This is a genomic window from Citrobacter sp. RHB35-C17, assembly GCF_013816795.1.
Lineage (GTDB): Bacteria > Pseudomonadota > Gammaproteobacteria > Enterobacterales > Enterobacteriaceae > Citrobacter_A > Citrobacter_A amalonaticus.
In genome coordinates this window covers 969511-989534 of record NZ_CP057150.1, presented here as the reverse complement: position 1 = coordinate 989534, position 20024 = coordinate 969511, and the positions used below count along the sequence as shown (strand labels likewise).

Genomic DNA, 20024 nt, shown 5'->3' with positions numbered 1-20024 from the left:
TAACGTAAACGAGAATTATTATTATGACGGCAGAATAATATTCGAAACGCGGCCGCGATAGCAAGCGATACGCGTCCCTACCAAAACTGAGGGGTTAAGAAATATCCAGATGAAAAGAAAGGGTTAAAAAGAAGCCGGAAATGTTTCTGTGAAGGCATTGCCGGATGGCGGCGAAAACGCCTTATCCGGCCTACCAACCCAATACTTGCATGAGCCCAGTAGGCCGGATAAGCGAAGTGCCATCCGGCACGGCGGTTAGTTACCGCCAAACATATCCTTAATCCATCCCGCCACGCCATCGCTGTCTTTCTTCTCTTCCTTCGGCGGCTGTTGCTGCGGTTGCTGTGGCTGAGAAGATTGATCGAACGGGTTCCCGGTCGGCTGCTGCATCATTTCGCCCTGCTGGCAGAGCGAGTCGGGATCGGAGGTCCAGACTGGCAACGTGCGCATACCGCCACTGCAGACAAAGTTGCCGTCATAGTCGACGCCCATCTCCGCAATATCTTCCGGTGGCGTCAGCGTGAGCGGCGTTGGCGTCTGGTTAGCCAGATAGCGCTGATAAATCGACATCGCCCCGCTCGCCCCGTACAGCTTCGTCGGCTGGTTGTTATCGCGACCCACCCAGGTGATGGTCACCTGACTGCCGTCAATACCGGCAAACCAGGTATCGACGTTGTTGTTGGTGGTCCCGGTTTTACCCGCCAGATGCAGATTCGGGTACTTCGCGCCCAGCTGACGACCGGTACCACGCTGCACCACCTGCTGCATCGTCCACAGCGTCATATAGGCGGCCTGCGCCGGAACGGCACGCTCCGCCTGCGGGAAGCTCTGATACAGCACAGTGCCGTCTTCAGCGATGACCGAACGCAGCGCGGAAAGCGGCGCACGATTACCGCCGCTGGCAATCGTCTGGAACGCCTGTGCCACTTCGATCGGCGTCAGGTTCAGCGCCCCCAGCAGCATAGCCGGAACCGGATGCAACTGCTCTTTCGGCACGCCCAGCTTCAGCCAGGTGTCGGTGACAGCCGGCAAGCCAAGCGCCATCCCCAGATTGACCGTCGGCACGTTCATAGAACGCGTCAACGCATCCACCAGCATCACTTTTCCGCTTTCGCTGTAGCGACGGTCATCGTTCTGCGGCGACCACACCTGGCCGTTTGGTTGACGCAGCGCAATCGGCGCATCGGCAATCCAGGTGTTCAGGCGATAGATTTTCGGCTGGCTCAGCGCGGTCAGATAGGTTGCCGGTTTGGCCAGTGAACCAATCGAGCGACGTGCCTGCATCGCGCGGTTATAGCCTGCAAACTGCGGCTCAGCGCCGCCGACCATAGCGCGGACTTCGCCACTGAAGCGGTCTACCACTACAATCGCCGTTTCAAGATCGCTCAGTTTGCGCTGTTTCTTCAGTTCCGGAATGCCATCAACGGCGGCTTTCTCAGCGGCATCCTGGGCGACAGAGTCAAAGGTGGTGAAGATCTTCACGCCGGAGAGATCTTTTACTTTATCACCCAGCTTCGCCTGCAACTCCTGACGCACCATCTGCATAAACGCGGGCTGTGGTGAGATCACCCCACCGCGCGGCTGCACGCCTAACGGACGCGCGCTCAGCATGTCGTAGAGTTCCTGATCGATCACCTGTTGTTGTTGCAGCAGGCGCAGCACCAGGTTACGACGTTCAAGCGCCAGTTTCGGGTTGCGCCAGGGGTTGTAGATTGAGGCCCCTTTCACCATCCCTACCAGCAGCGCCTGCTGATCAAGGCTCAGTTCCTCTACCGGACGGCCAAAGTAGTACAGGCTCGCCAGCGGGAAGCCACGGATCTCATTATCACCGCTCTGACCGAGATACACCTCGTTCATATACAGCTCAAGAATACGATCTTTGCTGTAGCGCGCATCCATCAGCAGCGCCATATAGGCTTCGTTAGCCTTACGCCAGTACGAACGTTCGCTGGAGAGGAACAGGTTTTTCACCAGCTGTTGGGTCAGGGTACTTGCCCCCTGTACCGTGCGTCCGGCGGTCAGGTTCGCCAGCACCGCGCGACCGATGGAGTACAGACTCACCCCGTCATGTTCATAGAAATGACGGTCTTCCGTCGCCAGCAGCGTATCCACCAGCAGATCCGGGAAGCCACTACGCGGGACAAACAGACGCTGTTCACCGTTTGGCGACGACAGCATGGTAATCAAACGCGGATCGAGACGGAAGAAACCGAACTGACGGTTGTTGTCCATGTTGACGATGGTATCCAGGCGGCCGCCATCGAACGTCAGACGCGCGCGCACCTGACCCTCCTTGCTGTCCGGGAAATCAAACGGACGGCGGATCATCTCAATACTGTTCGCCTGCACGGTAAACTCGCCAGGACGCGTCATTTTGCTGACCTGACGGTACTGGGTGGCTTCCAGCAGCTTAACCATTTCGTTTTTGCTGACCGACATCTCCGGCTCAAGGTTGACCATCCGGCCATATACCGCCGCCGGCAACTGCCAGACTTTGCCATCGATACGGCTACGGATTTTTTGATCCAGATAGACGCCGTAAATGGCAAGCAGTACCGCAAAAACAATCGCAATTTTCAGCAGCAGCCACAACCAGCCGCGCTTACCACGAGGCTTACGCCCTTTGCCTTTACCTTTACGCGGCATCGGTTCTTCATCCTCATAGTCATCATCATATTCGTCGTCGTACTCATCATCTCTGAGTTGGCGACGGCTCACCTTTTGTTTCACCGGACGCGTGGGTTTCCCTTTGCGTCCAATTGGCTCGCGGTCATTCCCGGCCATGCTTTTTCTCCGCAACATTCAGGCGCAAAGGCCTGATTCTCTGTTCTTCCGTCAGAAGACAGAAGAAGAAATCTCTCAATTTTACTGCTCTTTTGCCGGATGCGGCATAAACGCCTTATCCGGCCTACGAATACTTTTTGGTTCGCCGCGTCGGCACCGTGTTCGCCGGATCGTCCGGCCAGACATGTTTGGGGTAGCGCCCTTTCATCTCTTTTTGCACGTCGCGATACGACCCTTGCCAGAACGCGGCCAAATCCTGAGTAATCTGCAACGGTCGCTGCGCGGGGGATAAGAGCTCCAGCACCAGCGGCACGCGGCCCTCCGCAATAGTCGGCGTTTTGGCCTCGCCAAACATCTCCTGCATTCTGACCGCCAGCGCCGGCGGGTTATCTTCGTGATAACGAATGGCTATCCGACTTCCCGTCGGCACAGTGTAATGTGTGGGTAACGAACTCACCAGACGTTGCTGCAGGGAATAATCCAGTAATCCGCTCAATGCCTGGTGAACATCCAACGATTTCAGGCCGCGCAGCGAATGCACGCCGCTCATATGCGGCAGCAGCCAGTTCTCCAGCGTGGCCAGCAATGTCCTGTCGTCCACCGCAGGCCAGTCATACTCCGGCAGCCATTTCGCCGCACAATGCAAACGTAACCGCAGTTGTTCTGCCGCAGGCGTCCAGTTGAGCACGCTCAGGCCTTTATCGCGGATACCGTTAAGCATCGCCAGATGCAACTCGTCTTCAGACGGTTTTGCCAGCGGCTGGACTTTAACCGTCAGTTCGCCTATCCGCATTCTACGCCAGGCTTTCAGCGTCCCCTGCGCCTCATCCCACTCAATGGTATCAGACTGCTGTAGCAGTTCAGGACAACGCGAGATAAGCGCGTCGATATCGAGCGGCAGCGCCAGCAGGATCCGCGCATCCGGCGACGCGCTCCCCTGCAGCAACAGAGGCGCAATCAACCATTCGTGCCGCCCCAGCGCATCATCGACATCCAGCGCCGCGCCCATACCGTTCGCCAGTTGATAACGCCCGTCCTGGCTGCGTCGACGCGCGATGCGATCGGCAAAGGCCTGGGCCAGCAGTGGGGCGATGCGCGACGCATCCGCTTCGCCGTTACGAACATTCAGACGTTTGAGAAGTTGCTGACTGCGCTGCTGCCAGGCAGGCTGATGGCGGGAAAACGCCACGCCCAGATCGGTATTGCCCATCCGCGGCGGCTCCTCAAGAATGGCTGCCAGCTTTGCTGCCGTAGCTGCATCGTCGGGCGTGGCAGCACTGACTAGCATCGCGGCCAGGCGCGGATCGTTACCCAACGCCGCCATTTTTTGCCCTATCGCACTGAGCTGCTCGCCATCCAGCGCGCCCAGCATGTGCAGTAATCGTTTCGCCGCCTGTACGTTGACGGCGGGTGGCAAATCCAGCCAGGTGAGTTGCGCGGGATCGCGACATCCCCACTGCAACAACTCCATCAGCAAACCGGAGAGATCGCTGTGCAACATCTCAGGATCCCCCTGTGCTGCCGCGCGTTCCGCCTGCTCTTTCGCCAGCAGATGCAGACAAATCCCCGGCTCCAGACGCCCGGCACGCCCGGCGCGCTGGGTCATTGAGGCCTGGCTAATGCGCTGAGTGATAAGCCGGGTCAACCCGGTTCGCGCATCAAACCGCGCCACCCGCTCCTGCGCGCAATCCACCACCAGTCGAATCCCCTCAATGGTCAGACTGGTTTCCGCAATATTGGTTGCCAACACAACTTTGCGCATCCCGTCCGGGGCCGGCAAAATCGCTTTGCGCTGATCGTTGAGCGACAGCGCGCCATACAGCGGACACAGCAGCACATCGCTGCCGACTCGCGTACTTAATTGCTCCTGTACGCGCAGGATCTCCCCGACACCGGGTAGAAACAGCAGCAGCGAGCCTGGCTCTCTGCGCAGCAGCTCGGCGCAGGCGACCGCCACGGCTTCGTCGAAACGCAATTGCGACGCCAGCGGTTGATAACGCCGCTCAACGGGAAAGGCGCGCCCTTCGGAAACGATCACCGGCGCATCCGGCAGGCACTGTTGCAGGCGATCGTTATCCAGCGTGGCGGACATAATCAACAGTTTGAGATCGTCGCGCAGCCCTTGCTGCACATCCAGCAGCAGCGCCAGTGCGAGATCCGCCTGCAAACTGCGTTCGTGAAATTCATCGAGGATCACCAGCCCAACGCCACTGAGTTCCGGGTCACGCTGGATCATACGCGTCAGAACCCCTTCGGTAACCACCTCAAGCCGTGTTGCTGGCCCGACGCAGGATTGCGATCGCATCCGGTAACCGACCGTCTCACCGGGCTTTTCATTGAGCAGTTCCGCAAGCCTTTGCGCCACGTTTCGTGCCGCCAGACGACGCGGTTCCAGCAGGATAATCCGCCCTTCGAACCCTTTATGTGCCAGAAACTGTAGCGGTAACCAGGTTGACTTACCGGCCCCCGTCGGCGCGCTCAGCAGAACCTGCGGCGCAGAATCCAGAGCGGTAAGCAATTCAGGCAGTACAGCGGCAACAGGTAACGACGTCACAAATGGCTCCAGAGGGTTAACATTCTTCGCGCCGCATTGTAGCATCGCGTTAATTCATAACCGAGTACCTAAGATGTCTGAGCCGAAACGGCTGTTTTTTGCCCTCGAACTCCCCACCACCGTGCGCGAAGAGATAATACAGTGGCGAGCGGCGCATTTCCCCCCTGAAGCGGGGCGACCGGTCGCGGCCGAAAATCTGCATTTAACGCTGGCGTTTTTAGGCGATGTGAGCGCAGACAAACAACAGGCGCTGATCGCCCTTGCCGGGCGCATTCGCCAGCCCGGTTTTACGTTCAATCTCGATGATGCCGGGCAGTGGTTACGCTCTCGTGTGGTCTGGCTGGGGACGCGTCAGTCCCCACGTGGGCTGCTGCAACTGGCCAATATGCTGCGAGCCCAGGCGGCGCGCAGCGGTTGTTATCAGAGTCCGCAGCCGTTTCACCCTCACGTCACGCTACTGCGCGATGCAAGCCATGCGGTGGCGATCCCGCCGCCGGGCTTTTTCTGGTCCTTTCCGGTGACAGAATTTGCCCTCTATGCCTCGACCTTTGCACGCGGTCGCACGCGTTATACGGAACTTCAGCGCTGGACGCTCAGCGACTAATTAAGGAAATGCGCGATGCAATTTACTCCTTCTCTCCAGCGCGCGACGCTGGTTCAGCGGTATAAACGCTTTTTAGCCGATGTGATCACACCTGACGGGACTGAACTCACGCTACACTGCCCTAACACCGGGGCGATGACCGGGTGTGCAACGCCCGGTGATACGGTCTGGTATTCGACGTCGGAGAATAGTAAACGCAAATATCCGCACACCTGGGAATTAACGCAAACCCAGACGGGCGCGTTAATTTGTGTGAATACGTTATGGGCTAACAGGCTGACGAAAGAGGCCATTGAACAGGGGCGAGTTTCAGAACTTTCAGGTTATTCCACGCTGAGAAGCGAAGTAAAATACGGAGCCGAACGGAGCCGCATTGATTTTATGTTACAGGCAGATTCGCGGCCTGACTGCTATATTGAAGTGAAATCGGTAACGTTAGCGGAAAAGGATTTTGGTTATTTTCCCGATGCCATCACTGAACGAGGTCAGAAACATCTTCGGGAACTGATGAGCGTAGCGGCTGAGGGCAAACGCGCAGTGATTTTCTTTGCCGTCCTGCACTCCGCCATTACACGGTTTTCACCCGCGCGCCATATTGACGCGAAATATGCGCAACTATTGTTCGAAGCACAGCGTAAGGGGGTAGAAATTCTGGTTTATAAAGCGGAACTTTCTGCCGATAGTATGACTCTGATAGAGCCATTAACTGTCACTTTATAGTGTTGTAAACAATTGGTTATTTAGTATTCTGGTCGCGTGCGCAAATACGCTTTTCCTCACAGGGTTGTCAAGTGTTACGTTTAGTTAATTGCTATCCGGAAAAGCATCTGCTATTTATAGCGACCTGATTTTTCCCCCGAACATGGGGATCGATAGTGCGTGTTAAGGAGAAGCAACATGCAAGAAGGGCAAAACCGTAAAACATCGTCCCTGAGTATTCTCGCCATCGCTGGGGTGGAGCCGTACCAGGAGAAACCGGGCGAAGAGTATATGAACGAAGCCCAGCTGTCGCACTTCAGGCGTATTCTTGAAGCATGGCGTAATCAACTTAGGGATGAAGTCGATCGCACCGTTACTCATATGCAGGATGAAGCTGCCAACTTCCCGGACCCGGTAGACCGTGCCGCACAGGAAGAAGAGTTCAGCCTCGAACTGCGTAACCGTGACCGTGAGCGCAAACTGATCAAAAAGATCGAGAAAACGCTGAAGAAGGTTGAAGACGAAGATTTCGGCTACTGCGAATCCTGCGGTGTGGAAATTGGTATTCGTCGCCTGGAAGCGCGTCCAACAGCCGATCTGTGCATCGACTGCAAAACGCTGGCTGAAATTCGCGAAAAACAAATGGCGGGCTAAGGCCTGGCGTTTGAAACGTTTACAACAGGCGGGGCTTTCCCCGCCTGTTCATTTTTACATAAAGATGAACAGGCGGGGCTTTCCCCGCCTGTTCATTTTTACATAAAGATGACTGACTCACACTACATTGGCCGATTCGCTCCTTCGCCTTCCGGTGAACTGCATTTTGGCTCCCTCATTGCTGCGCTGGGCAGCTACTTACAGGCTCGCGCCCGTCAGGGAGTATGGCGAGTACGTATAGAAGATATTGATCCCCCTCGTGAAGTTCCCGGTGCCGCTGACACTATTCTGCGTCAACTGGAACATTACGGCCTGCACTGGGATGGCGACATTTTATGGCAGTCACAACGCCATGACGCCTACCGCGAAGCGCTCGCCTGGTTATACGACCGGGGGCTGAGCTACTACTGCACCTGTACCCGTGCGCGGATCCAGAGCATTGGCGGAATATATGATGGTCATTGCCGTGAGTTACATCACGGGCCGGAACAGGCGGCGGTGCGGATTAAACAGCGGCATCCTGTCACCCGTTTTCACGATCGGCTGCGCGGAGACATTCAGGCTGACGAACGACTGGCGAGAGAGGATTTCATTATCCATCGCCGTGATGGGCTGTTCGCCTATAACCTGGCGGTGGTGGTGGATGACCATTTTCAGGGGGTCAGCGAAATCGTGCGCGGCGCCGATTTGATCGAACCGACGGTGCGACAAATTTCACTGTACCAGCAGTTCGGCTGGACGCCTCCCGACTATATTCATCTACCGCTGGCGCTCAATGAACAAGGCGCTAAACTTTCCAAACAGAATCATGCCCCTGCCTTGCCGCACGGCGATCCACGCCCTGTTCTAATCGACGCGCTACGCTTTCTCGGGCAACAGAGCGATTTGCCGTGGCAGGAGATGCGCGTCGATGAGATCCTGGCATCCGCCGTGGCAAACTGGACGCTTTCGACGATACCTGAATCGGCGATTGTAAATCCGGCATTCTCAAATACGTCGTGCTGAGCTATGATTAGCCGCTATTTTTACACAGCCAACGATTTGAACTGAATTCTGAATATTGTTTGACACTACCGAGGTGCACTATTTTTACCCGAGTCGCTAATTTTTGCCGCAAGGTGCTAAGCCGCGAGGAGAGCGAGGCCGAAATTGCCGTCGCCCGTCCGCGTATGACGGTCATCCCGCGCGAGCAGCACGCTATTTCACGCAAAGATATCAGTGAAAATGCCCTGAAGGTAATGTACAGGCTGAATAAAGCGGGATATGAAGCCTGGCTGGTTGGCGGTGGCGTCCGCGACCTTCTGCTCGGCAAAAAACCGAAAGATTTTGACGTCACAACCAATGCGACGCCGGACCAGGTGCGCAAGCTGTTCCGCAATTGCCGTCTTGTTGGCCGCCGTTTCCGTCTGGCGCACGTCATGTTTGGCCCTGAGATTATTGAAGTCGCCACCTTTCGAGGTCACCACGAAGGCAGCGAAAGCGACCGCACCACGTCCCAGCGCGGACAAAACGGCATGCTGCTGCGCGACAACATTTTCGGCTCCATCGAAGAAGACGCCCAGCGCCGTGACTTCACCATTAACAGCCTTTATTACAGCGTCGCCGATTTCACCGTTCGCGACTATGTCGGCGGCATGCAGGATCTGGAAGATGGCGTGATTCGCCTGATCGGCAATCCGGAAACCCGCTATCGCGAAGATCCGGTGCGGATGCTGCGCGCCGTGCGTTTCGCAGCCAAGCTCGATATGAAGATCAGCCCGGAAACGGCAGAGCCGATCCCGCGCCTGGCCACGCTGCTCAACGATATCCCGCCTGCGCGTCTGTTTGAAGAGGCGCTGAAGCTGCTACAGGCGGGCTACGGCTATGAAACTTATAAAAAGCTGCGCGAATACAGCCTGTTCCAGCCATTGTTCCCGACCATTACGCGCTATTTCACCGAGAATGGTGACAGCGCAATGGAACGTATCATCGCGCAGGTACTGAAAAATACCGATAACCGCATTCATAACGATATGCGCGTTAACCCGGCCTTCCTGTTTGCCGCGATGTTCTGGTATCCGCTGCTGGAAATGGCGCAGAAAATCGCCCAGGAAAGCGGTCTGGCCTACTATGACGCGTTTGCGCTGGCAATGAATGAAGTGCTCGATGAAGCCTGCCGTTCGCTGGCAATCCCGAAACGCCTCACGTCGCTGACTCGCGATATCTGGCAGCTACAGCTGCGCATGTCCCGTCGTCAGGGTAAACGCGCGTGGAAGCTGATGGAGCATCCGAAATTCCGCGCCGCATATGATTTACTCGCTCTGCGTGCTGAAGTGGAAAACAATGCCGAACTGCAGCGTCTGGCGCAGTGGTGGGGAGAATTCCAGGTTTCTGCGCCACCCGAGCAGAAAGGCATGCTGAACGAGCTGGATGAAGATCCATCGCCGCGCCGTCGTCACCGTCGTCCGCGCAAGCGTGCGCCGCGTCGTGAAGGAACGGCATGACCCTCGTTTATATCGCACTGGGCAGTAATCTGGCCTCTCCTCTGGAGCAGGTCAATGCTGCCGTCAACGCGATAGGCGAGATCCCCGAAAGCCAGATTGTCGCCATCTCTTCTTTTTATCGAACCCCGCCGCTGGGCCCGCAGGATCAGCCCGATTACCTGAACGCCGCCGTGGCGCTGGAAACAACGCTCGAACCAGAAGCCCTGCTCGACCACACCCAGCGCATCGAACTCCAGCAGGGCCGGGTACGCAAGGCCGAACGCTGGGGACCGCGCACGTTAGACCTGGATATCATGCTGTTTGGCGATCGCGTCATCAACAGCGAACGCCTGACCGTGCCGCATTACGATATGAAAAATCGCGGTTTTATGCTCTGGCCGCTGTTCGAAATCGCCCCTGACCTGCACTTCCCTGACGGTACCTCACTGCAACAGAGACTCACTCATCTTGGTGCAGAAAAACCCGCACACTGGTAATGGCCCTCACCTCATTTCCTGTTTATTGCTTTCGCGCAAACAGTTGCTTAAAACAATTGCCCCCCTGAATGTGACTGTTAGAATGCCGGTAAATATGACGTTCACCATCAGGAAATGTTATGAAACCGACCACCCTCTCGCTGTTGCAGAAGTGCAAACAAGAGAAAAAACGCTTCGCCACCATTACTGCTTATGACTACAGTTTCGCCAGACTGTTTGCCGACGAAGGGATCAATGTGATGCTGGTCGGGGATTCCCTGGGGATGACAGTACAGGGGCATGACTCCACCCTGCCGGTGACGGTTGAGGATATCGCTTACCACACGCAGGCGGTGCGTCGCGGCGCGCCGAATTGCCTGCTGCTCGCCGATCTGCCGTTTATGGCTTACGCGACGCCGGAACAGGCCTTTGAAAATTCGGCCACCGTCATGCGCGCGGGCGCGAACATGGTCAAGATTGAAGGTGGCGCATGGCTGGTGGAGACCGTGAAAATGCTCACCGAGCGCGCGGTCCCCGTCTGCGGACACCTGGGCCTGACGCCACAGTCGGTCAATATTTTCGGCGGCTATAAAATTCAGGGCCGTGGCGATGCCGGACAGGTTTTGCTGGACGATGCCCTGGCGCTGGAAGCCGCAGGCGCGCAGCTCATCGTGCTGGAATGCGTTCCGGTTGAACTGGCCAAACGCGTGACGGAGGCGCTCTCCATTCCGGTTATCGGTATCGGTGCCGGCAACGTGACCGACGGACAAATTTTAGTCATGCACGACGCCTTTGGCATCACCGGCGGCCATATTCCGAAATTTGCCAAAAATTTCCTTACGCAAGCAGGCGACATGCGCGCCGCGGTACGGCAGTATATTGCCGAGGTTGAGTCCGGCGTCTATCCGGGCGAAGAACACAGTTTCCATTAAGGAGTCTTGTTGTGCTGATTATTGAAACCCTGCCGCTGCTGCGCCAGCATATCCGCAGAGCCCGTCAGGAAGGGAAGCGCATTGCGCTGGTGCCGACGATGGGCAACCTGCATGATGGTCACATGAAGCTGGTGGATGAAGCCAAAGCCCGTGCGGACATCGTGGTGGTGAGTATTTTCGTCAACCCAATGCAGTTTGACCGTCCGGACGATCTGGTGCGCTACCCCCGCACGCTGCAGGAAGACTGCGAAAAACTGAACAAGCGTAAGGTGGATTTCGTCTTTGCTCCCGCACCGGACCAAATCTATCCTCAGGGCACCGACGGGCAGACCTACGTGGATGTCCCCGGCCTTTCGACGATGCTGGAAGGCGCCAGCCGCCCGGGCCATTTCCGTGGGGTTTCAACCATCGTCAGCAAGTTGTTCAATCTGGTACAACCGGATGTCGCCTGCTTTGGCGAGAAAGACTTCCAGCAACTGGCGCTGATCCGCAAAATGGTTGCCGACATGGGCTACGACATCGAGATCGTCGGCGTGCCGATTATTCGCGCCAAAGACGGTTTAGCCCTGAGTTCGCGTAACGGTTATCTGACGGCCGAACAACGCAAAATCGCCCCAGGTTTGTACAAAGTGATGGGCCGCATCGCGGAGAAACTGCAGGCCGGCGAGCGTGAACTGGAAGAGATTATTGCCATCGCTGAACAGGAGCTGACGGAAAAAGGCTTCCGCCCCGATGACATTCAGATCCGCGATGCTGACACGCTGCTTGAGCTAACCGAAAGCAGCCAGCGTGCGGTGATCCTAGTTGCCGCATGGCTTGGCCAGGCACGGTTAATTGACAATCAGACGGTTGCATTAACCCAGTAGACAGGGGTTAAAAATCGGGCAATACTGCCTGAGAAATTTCTCAAAGCAGGTTTCGACCTGCTTCGTTATCGATACGAGTTTAAGGTAGACGTTATGATTCGCACTATGCTGCAGGGCAAACTCCACCGCGTGAAAGTAACTCAGGCGGACCTGCACTATGAAGGTTCCTGCGCCATCGATCAGGATTTTCTGGATGCCGCCGGGATCCTTGAAAATGAAGCCATCGATATCTGGAACGTGAGCAACGGTAAACGCTTTTCCACCTATGCGATTGCCGCCGAGCGCGGTTCCAGAATCATCTCCGTCAACGGCGCAGCGGCACACTGTGCCAGCGTGGGCGACATTGTGATCATCGCCAGCTTCGTGACCATGTCTGACGAAGAAGCGCGCCGCTGGCAGCCAAAGGTCGCTTACTTCGAAGGCGACAATGAAATGAAACGCACCGCGAAAGCCATTCCGGTTCAGGTTGCGTAAGCGAACTACCCCTGCGGCTGATTGCTAATCAGCCGCGACATCGTCTCCAGCGAATCCGTTCTTAAGATATACAGGCGTTTCAGTAAAAACGGATTATCCCCCGGCTTCACCTTCCCTTTCATCGTAGTCACCGCCAGGTGAAATCCAGCCTCTTCCGCGGCTTTTACAGCCGTCGCGTTATAACCGCCAAACGGATACGAAAGATAAAGGACATGGGGATTAAACGGGGCCAGCGCACGCCGGGAGCGTGCAAAATCAAACAGAATATTGTGATGGCTGCGGCTGAGCAGGATTGGCCGGTGATAGCCGTCGACCCGATGTAAAAAGTGCGTATGGGACTGAAAGTCAAACACGTCGCGGATACCATTAAGCTCTGAAATGCTCATGAACTGCAGCGATTTGGGGTCCCATTTTTGTGGGCGAACTTTAATTCGCGACGAGATAATAAACGCCGTGGCCTTCATCCCATACTGCTTCAGCACCGGATAAGCATAACGACTCACTGACTTCAGGCCGTCATCAAAGGTAATCACCACCGCTCGCGCGGGCAGATTCATGTTGTTACGCACATAGCCTTCCAGTTGCGCCATCGTCAGCGTACGGTATCCGCGATCGCGCAGCCAGGTCATCTGGTTGCTGAAGGCGCGAACTGACGTGGTGGTGGAGGTATGACGAAAACGGGTGTTCTCTTCATCGCGCAGAATATGGTGATAGGTCAGCACCGGCAATCCACGGTCTTCCTGGGCATCGAGGGCACTTATCCAGGCCAGCCGGTCGCCAATGCGAATCTGATACCAGGTTTGATTCAGCCGGTCTTTCAGTTTACTGATGATGGGATAACGCAGGTTATCCGCCAGTACGCCAAACGGCGCACTACCAATATTCGGTGCGTTATAAACGGGAGTGGCTTGCCAGGTGATCAGATTCTGATTGCTGAGCGGTTTATTAAGATCGCCGAGGCTGTCCTCAACGCGTTGTTTACCCTGCACCGGTTCCAGATGGCCTTTATCAATAAACCCGGTACCGAAGCCGAATTTGAATTCGTAATAATCCGCCGCGACCGGAATGACAGAAATAATCTGTCCGGCGCGAATATTTCCCACGGTCACCATGTCATCGCCTATTTGCGCCCAAATAGCCGCATCTTCAGTGGTTTGCATATAGCGAGCAGGCAACGCCGCACTGACGACTGTAGAGAGGGACAGCAGCAGCAGAAACAAATATTTCATCATTAACCATAACCGGGGCAAGAAACAACGCAGCGATTGTATCAATTCACCTCATTAATAAGAATGATCAATACTCATACAAATCGTGCAGCAGAACAAAGGGAGGATTTTTCTGTTGCTGATGCCAAAGACTGGTCACCTCTGGCCCACCAAGAGCAACTATCTGGTCGCGAAACGCCTGACTACTCATGGATTCTCGTGTTGGGAGCATTTGCTCCAGCAACGTTACAGAAATGCCGGAAATGACTTCACACTGCGGATGTTTATGGCTCAGCAGTGACGCCACGCGATACGGCGCCGCACCGGGCTGGTCGGTCAGAAAGATGACGCCATCACCGGAATCCGTAGCATGCAATGCGTCGCACATCATCCGACTCAGCATGTTCGCGCTCAATCCACGCCAAAAATTCACCGCCCGGCATTGCGCCAGTGGGCCGTGTTTTTTTTCCAGAAGGCTCAGCAGTTCCTCAGCCTTATCGTCATGACAGGTTATGACCCAGCCTAGCATTTCTCACCTCATTAGCAGGCAAGTAGTTTATCAGAGTGACAAATGGAGAATGATGACAATGGTCAACAATCACCCTCTCCTCACCGGGAGGAGAGGATGAAAACGGTCAGCTACGCAACCCGCGACCGCGCTGGATTAAAGACCAGCACAGCAGATAAAACACCACAATAAAGACCACCAGCACGCCAAACGTAGTCACTAACGGCACATCGTGAATGCCGAGGAAGCCGTAGCGGAAGCCGCTAATCATATAGACGATGGGGTTCAGTTGCGATAAGCCCTGCCAGAACGGCGGCAGCAGCGTCAGGGAGTAAAACACCCCACCGAGATAGGTCAGCGGCGTCAGGACAAACGTCGGGATCAGGCTGATATCATCAAAGGTTTTCGCAAATACGGCGTTCAACAGCCCCGCCAGTGAAAACAGAATCGCCGTCAGAACCAGCGTCAGCGCCACAAACAGCCACGAATGCACCTGGAACGGAACAAAGAACAGTGAAATCGCCGTCACCAGCACCCCGACGCACAGTCCGCGCGCCACACCGCCGCCGACAAAACCGGCGATAATCACGTGTGTCGGCACCGGCGCAACCAGCAGCTCTTCAATGTTGCGCTGGAATTTGGCGCTAAAGAATGACGACGCCACGTTCGCATACGCGTTGGTGATGACCGCCATCATGATTAGACCCGGCACGATAAACTGCATATAGCTGAAACCGTGCATCTCGCCAATGCGGGAACCAATCAGGTTGCCGAAGATAATAAAATAGAGCGTCATGGTGATGACGGGCGGCACCAGCGTCTGGATCCAGATCCGCATAAAACGGTTAATTTCTTTCGCCCAGATGCTTTTCAGCGCGACCCAGTAAAGCTGCATCATGCGCGATCTCCTTGTTTTTCATGAACCAGTGACACAAACAGCTCTTCAAGGCGGTTCGCTTTGTTACGCATACTCAATACCTGAATGCCCTGCGCGCTGAGCTGGCTGAACACGCTGTTAATTCCCTGCTCACGCAACACTTCCACTTCCAACGTAGAGGTATCCACCAGCCGATAGTGATAGCCCTCCAGCTGCGGTAACGGACTTTTCGCAGCCAGATCGAGAATGAAGGTTTCGGATTTGAGCTTAGAGAGCAGGTTCTTCATCGAGGTGTTTTCGACCAGCTCGCCGTGCTGAATAATCCCGATGTTGCGGCAGAGCATTTCTGCCTCTTCCAGATAGTGAGTGGTCAGAATGATCGTGGTGCCTTTGTCGTTTAAATCCTTCAAAAACCCCCACATTGAGCGGCGAAGTTCAATATCGACGCCCGCTGTCGGTTCATCGAGAATCAGTAGCTTCGGCTCGTGCATCAGCGCGCGGGCGATCATCAGACGGCGCTTCATCCCGCCGGATAACATCCGCGCACGTTCGTTGCGTTTTTCCCACAGATCGAGTTGTTTTAAATACTTTTCGCTGCGCTCAACCGCCTCTTTTCGCTCCACGCCGTAGTAGCCCGCCTGATTGACCACAATCTGCTGTACGGTCTCAAACGGGTTGAAGTTAAATTCCTGTGGCACCAGCCCGAGTTGACGTTTGGCGTTGACGACATCTTTTTCGAGATCGTAACCAAAGACGCTGACGCGCCCGGACGATTTATTCACCAGCGAGCTGATGATACCGATAGTGGTCGACTTGCCTGCCCCGTTCGGCCCCAGAAGCGCGTAAAAATCCCCCGCTTCGACCTGTAAATCTATCCCGCGCAATGCCTGAACACCGCCAGGATAGGTTTTTTTAAGTTGTTGAAGTTCCAGTGCAATGGTCATAAATTTTTACTTACCTTACGTACTTACACTTTATATGTGGTTTAAATAATCCCGGAGTTGCCCTATATTAGCCCAACGCACTTATTTGGTTACAGGTCGTTAACCTCCATGAAAGACATAGATACACTCATCAGCAACAATGCACTATGGTCAAAAATGCTGGTGGAAGAGGATTCCGGATTTTTTGAGAAACTGGCGCAAGCGCAAAAACCGCGCTTTCTATGGATTGGATGTTCCGACAGTCGCGTTCCCGCAGAACGTTTAACCGGTCTTGAACCGGGCGAATTATTTGTCCACCGTAATGTGGCCAACCTGGTCATCCACACCGACCTCAACTGCCTCTCTGTTGTTCAGTATGCCGTTGATGTCCTCGAAGTTGAACACATTATTATCTGTGGTCACTACGGGTGTGGCGGCGTACAGGCTGCGGTCGATAACCCGGAACTGGGCCTCATCGACAACTGGCTGCTGCATATCCGTGATATCTGGTTCAAACATAGCTCATTGCTGGGTGAAATGCCGCAAGAGCGCCGTATGGACACGCTGTGCGAGCTGAACGTGATGGAACAGGTGTATAACCTGGGCCACTCCACCATCATGCAGTCAGCCTGGAAACGGGGTCAGAAAGTGACCATCCACGGCTGGGCATACGGTATTCACGACGGCCTGCTGCGCGATCTGGAAGTGACCGCGACCAGTCGCGCCACCCTGGAGCAGCGTTATCGTCAGGGCGTGTCTAACCTCAGCCAGAAGCACGTCAATCACAAATAAAAATCCCCGGTCATACACCAGGGATGTATCCAGTCAAAGCCGGGATTTTCCCGGCTTTTTTACGCTTATTCGTCCAGCAACACCACTTTGCCGACATACGGCAGATGACGATAGCGCTGCGCATAATCAATACCGTAGCCCACCACGAACTCATCCGGAATGGAGAACCCGATGAACTCGACCGGAACGTTCACTTCACGGCGGGAGGGTTTATCCAGCAGGGTGCAAATCGCCAGAGATTTCGGTTCACGCAGGCTCAGGATTTCACGCACTTTCGACAGCGTGTTACCGGAGTCGATAATGTCTTCCACAATCAGCACGTCCTTGCCGCGAATGTCTTCATCGAGATCTTTGAGGATCTTGACGTCACGGGTGGTGGACATGCCGCTACCGTAGCTGGAGGCGGTCATAAAATCGACTTCATGAGATACCTGCACTTCACGGCACAGGTCCGCCATAAACATGAATGAGCCACGTAGCAGACCCACCAGCACCATATCACTGCCGCTGTCTTTATAACGCTCAGTAATCTGACGACCCAGTTCAGCGATACGCGCTTTGATCTCCGCTTCGGGGATCATGACTTCTACAGTATGTTTCATATTTCTAACCATATGATTTAAAAACAAATCACTCAATGCCTGCTCTTGATAAGTCAGCATCTAAGCGCAAGGCACGCAGTATACCAGTAAAAGTATTTATTCGCGGCATCTCTTAATAAAGCTCATTTTGTGATGACGATCACACATGTTAAATCCTATAATTAATTGCTACTAAAAAATTAACAAATTGAGATGGTGTATTTTTATGGCAGATAACAACGCACGTTCGCCACGGTTACTCGTGACGCTAACGGCCCTCTTTGCAGCGCTATGCGGGCTTTATCTTTTGATCGGCGGAGGCTGGCTGGTCGCCATTGGCGGCTCCTGGTACTACCCGATTGCGGGACTGGTGATGCTGGGCGTTGCCGTATTGCTCTGGCGCAGCAAACGTTCCGCACTCTGGCTGTACGCCGCCCTGCTCCTCGCCACCCTGATTTGGGGCGTGTGGGAGGTCGGGTTCGACTTTTGGGCGCTGACGCCGCGCAGCGATATTCTGGTCTTCTTCGGCATCTGGCTGATTTTACCGTTCGTCTGGCATCGCCTGATCGTCCCTTCCCGCGGTGCCGTAGCCGCTCTGGTGGTGGCCCTGCTGATCAGCGGCGGGATCCTCACCTGGGCGGGCTTTCATGATCCGCAGGAGATCAACGGCACGCTGAGCGCCGACGCCACACCAGCCGAACCTATCTCCGCCATTTCGGACAATGACTGGCCCGCGTATGGTCGTAATCAGGAAGGCCAGCGTTTCTCGCCGCTCAAACAGATCAACGCCGATAACGTTCACAACCTGAAAGAAGCGTGGGTGTTTCGCACCGGTGACCTGAAGCAGCCGAACGATCCTGGTGAAATCACCAATGAAGTGACGCCGATTAAGGTTGGCGATACGCTGTATCTTTGTACCGCCCATCAGCGTCTGTTCGCGCTGGATGCCGCTACCGGTAAAGAGAAGTGGCATTTCGATCCGCAACTCAATACCAACACCAGCTTCCAGCACGTGACCTGCCGTGGCGTGTCGTACCATGAAGCGAAAGCCGATAACGCGTCCCCGGAAGTGGTTGCCGACTGTCCGCGCCGTATCATCCTGCCCGTCAACGACGGTCGTCTGTTTGCGGTGAATGCCGAAACCGGCAAGCTGTGTGAAACCTTTGCCAACAAAGGTATTCTGAATCTGCAGACTAACATGCCGGACACCACGCCGGGTCTGTATGAGCCTACATCGCCGCCAATCATCACCGATAAAACGATTGTGATTGCTGGTTCGGTAACGGATAACTTCTCCACGCGCGAAACCTCGGGCGTGATCCGTGGTTTTGACGTCAATAACGGCAAACTGCTGTGGGCGTTCGATCCGGGTGCGAAAGACCCGAATGCAATTCCTTCCGATGAGCACTCTTTTACCTTTAACTCGCCGAACTCCTGGGCTCCGGCGGCCTACGACGCGAAGCTGGATCTGGTCTATCTGCCGATGGGGGTGACTACGCCGGATATCTGGGGGGGTAACCGTACGCCAGAGCAGGAACGCTACGCCAGCTCGATTGTGGCGCTGAACGCGACCACCGGTAAACTTGCCTGGAGCTATCAGACCGTTCACCACGATCTGTGGGATATGGACATGCCGTCCCAGCCGACGCTGGCGGATATCACCGTCAACGGTGAGAAAGTCCCGATTATCTACGCGCCAGCGAAAACCGGTAACATCTTTGTCCTTGACCGCCGTAACGGTGAACTGGTGGTTCCGGCACCGGAAAAACCGGTTCCGCAGGGTGCCGCGAAAGGCGATTACGTCAGCAAAACGCAGCCGTTCTCTGAACTGAGTTTCCGTCCGAAAAAAGATCTGACCGGAGCGGATATGTGGGGCGCCACCATGTTCGATCAACTGGTGTGCCGCGTGATGTTCCACCAGATGCGCTATGAGGGCATCTTTACTCCGCCGTCTGAGCAGGGCACGCTGGTGTTCCCGGGTAACCTCGGGATGTTCGAATGGGGTGGTATCTCGGTCGATCCGAACCGTCAGGTGGCGATTGCCAACCCGATGGCGCTGCCGTTCGTCTCGAAGCTGATCCCACGCGGTCCGGGTAATCCGATGGAACAGCCGAAAGATGCAAAAGGCACAGGCACCGAATCCGGCATCCAGCCGCAATATGGCGTGCCGTTTGGCGTCACGCTGAACCCATTCCTGTCGCCGTTTGGTCTGCCATGTAAGCAACCGGCCTGGGGTTATATCTCCGCGCTGGATCTGAAGACCAATGAGGTAGTCTGGAAAAAACGCATTGGCACGCCGCAGGACAGCATGCCGTTCCCGATGCCGGTTCCAGTACCGTTCAATATGGGGATGCCAATGCTGGGCGGTCCTATCTCAACGGCGGGCAACGTGTTGTTTATTGCCGCCACGGCGGATAACTACCTGCGCGCCTATAACATGAGCAACGGTGAGAAACTGTGGCAGGGGCGTCTGCCAGCCGGTGGACAAGCCACACCGATGACCTATGAGGTGAACGGTAAACAGTATGTCGTGATTTCAGCCGGAGGCCACGGCTCGTTTGGTACGAAGATGGGCGATTATATTGTCGCTTACGCCTTGCCTGACGACGCGAAATAAAACCATTCTGTTC

General features: G+C 55.3%; 18 protein-coding genes. 11 read left to right on the top strand and 7 right to left on the bottom strand.

Annotation, left to right across the window (positions count from 1 at the left end; translation table 11 throughout):
- Nucleotides 1-255: 255 nt before the first annotated feature.
- Nucleotides 256-2784 carry a bifunctional glycosyl transferase/transpeptidase gene (gene mrcB, locus HVZ37_RS04725; RefSeq protein WP_044255398.1) on the bottom strand — a complete coding sequence of 843 codons (2529 nt, stop codon included), beginning with the start codon at nt 2782-2784 and terminating at the stop codon, nt 256-258.
- A 124-nt stretch (nt 2785-2908) separates the two neighbouring features.
- Nucleotides 2909-5338, bottom strand: coding sequence for an ATP-dependent helicase HrpB (gene hrpB, locus HVZ37_RS04720; RefSeq protein ID WP_181628151.1), 2430 nt, complete (start codon nt 5336-5338; stop codon nt 2909-2911).
- A gap of 73 nt (nt 5339-5411) precedes the next feature.
- On the opposite strand from hrpB, the gene thpR reads away from it, so the two are divergent.
- The 9 genes from thpR (at nt 5412) to panD (ending at nt 12505) form a co-directional block, all read left to right on the top strand.
- The gene (gene thpR / locus HVZ37_RS04715; RefSeq protein ID WP_156595603.1) at nt 5412-5942 is read left to right on the top strand and encodes an RNA 2',3'-cyclic phosphodiesterase; all 531 of its coding nucleotides are present in this window, start codon (nt 5412-5414) and stop codon (nt 5940-5942) included.
- A gap of 15 nt (nt 5943-5957) precedes the next feature.
- Nucleotides 5958-6662, top strand: coding sequence for a DNA/RNA nuclease SfsA (sfsA, locus tag HVZ37_RS04710; protein WP_042997887.1), 705 nt, complete (start codon nt 5958-5960; stop codon nt 6660-6662).
- A 177-nt stretch (nt 6663-6839) separates the two neighbouring features.
- Nucleotides 6840-7295: an RNA polymerase-binding protein DksA gene (dksA, locus tag HVZ37_RS04705; RefSeq protein WP_003829221.1), complete on the top strand. Its 456-nt coding sequence runs from the start codon at nt 6840-6842 to the stop codon at nt 7293-7295.
- 108 nt (nt 7296-7403) lie between these two features.
- On the top strand, nt 7404-8300 hold the full coding sequence (gene gluQRS, locus HVZ37_RS04700) for a tRNA glutamyl-Q(34) synthetase GluQRS (protein ID WP_042997888.1): 897 nt from the start codon (nt 7404-7406) through the stop codon (nt 8298-8300).
- 80 nt (nt 8301-8380) lie between these two features.
- Nucleotides 8381-9778 carry a polynucleotide adenylyltransferase PcnB gene (gene pcnB / locus HVZ37_RS04695; RefSeq protein ID WP_205685287.1) on the top strand — a complete coding sequence of 466 codons (1398 nt, stop codon included), beginning with the start codon at nt 8381-8383 and terminating at the stop codon, nt 9776-9778.
- Nucleotides 9775-10254 carry a 2-amino-4-hydroxy-6-hydroxymethyldihydropteridine diphosphokinase gene (folK, locus tag HVZ37_RS04690; RefSeq protein ID WP_042997889.1) on the top strand — a complete coding sequence of 160 codons (480 nt, stop codon included), beginning with the start codon at nt 9775-9777 and terminating at the stop codon, nt 10252-10254. Before pcnB ends, folK begins: the two co-directional genes overlap by 4 nt.
- 119 nt (nt 10255-10373) lie before the next feature.
- Complete coding sequence (gene panB, locus HVZ37_RS04685) at nt 10374-11165, top strand: 3-methyl-2-oxobutanoate hydroxymethyltransferase (protein WP_042997890.1); 792 nt, start codon at nt 10374-10376, stop codon at nt 11163-11165.
- Between the two features lie 11 nt (nt 11166-11176).
- On the top strand, nt 11177-12031 hold the full coding sequence (panC, locus tag HVZ37_RS04680) for a pantoate--beta-alanine ligase (RefSeq protein ID WP_042997891.1): 855 nt from the start codon (nt 11177-11179) through the stop codon (nt 12029-12031).
- A 93-nt stretch (nt 12032-12124) separates the two neighbouring features.
- Nucleotides 12125-12505: an aspartate 1-decarboxylase gene (panD, locus tag HVZ37_RS04675; RefSeq protein WP_042323756.1), complete on the top strand. Its 381-nt coding sequence runs from the start codon at nt 12125-12127 to the stop codon at nt 12503-12505.
- A 5-nt stretch (nt 12506-12510) separates the two neighbouring features.
- Here panD and HVZ37_RS04670 read toward each other — a convergent pair whose 3' ends face one another.
- From HVZ37_RS04670 to HVZ37_RS04655, 4 genes are all read right to left on the bottom strand, one after another.
- Nucleotides 12511-13737 (bottom strand): polysaccharide deacetylase family protein, encoded by a 1227-nt coding sequence (locus HVZ37_RS04670; RefSeq protein ID WP_042997892.1) that lies wholly within the window; start codon nt 13735-13737, stop codon nt 12511-12513.
- 64 nt (nt 13738-13801) lie between these two features.
- Entirely contained in the window at nt 13802-14242 is a 441-nt protein-coding gene (locus HVZ37_RS04665) for a PTS sugar transporter subunit IIA (RefSeq protein ID WP_044255413.1), read from the bottom strand.
- Nucleotides 14243-14348: 106 nt separating this feature from the next.
- The gene (locus tag HVZ37_RS04660; RefSeq protein ID WP_042997893.1) at nt 14349-15119 is read right to left on the bottom strand and encodes an ABC transporter permease; all 771 of its coding nucleotides are present in this window, start codon (nt 15117-15119) and stop codon (nt 14349-14351) included.
- Nucleotides 15116-16042, bottom strand: a complete 927-nt coding sequence (locus HVZ37_RS04655; RefSeq protein ID WP_042997894.1) for an ABC transporter ATP-binding protein — start codon at nt 16040-16042, stop codon at nt 15116-15118. Before HVZ37_RS04655 ends, HVZ37_RS04660 begins: the two co-directional genes overlap by 4 nt.
- A gap of 108 nt (nt 16043-16150) precedes the next feature.
- Here HVZ37_RS04655 and can point away from each other — a divergent pair, with 108 nt between their 5' ends.
- Nucleotides 16151-16813, top strand: a complete 663-nt coding sequence (can, locus tag HVZ37_RS04650; protein ID WP_042997895.1) for a carbonate dehydratase — start codon at nt 16151-16153, stop codon at nt 16811-16813.
- Between the two features lie 65 nt (nt 16814-16878).
- Here the strand turns inward: can and hpt are convergent, their stop codons facing one another.
- Complete coding sequence (gene hpt / locus HVZ37_RS04645; RefSeq protein ID WP_042997896.1) at nt 16879-17415, bottom strand: hypoxanthine phosphoribosyltransferase; 537 nt, start codon at nt 17413-17415, stop codon at nt 16879-16881.
- 205 nt (nt 17416-17620) lie between these two features.
- Here hpt and HVZ37_RS04640 point away from each other — a divergent pair, with 205 nt between their 5' ends.
- Nucleotides 17621-20011 carry a pyrroloquinoline quinone-dependent dehydrogenase gene (locus tag HVZ37_RS04640; RefSeq protein WP_181628150.1) on the top strand — a complete coding sequence of 797 codons (2391 nt, stop codon included), beginning with the start codon at nt 17621-17623 and terminating at the stop codon, nt 20009-20011.
- The last annotated feature ends 13 nt before the right edge of the window (nt 20012-20024 follow it).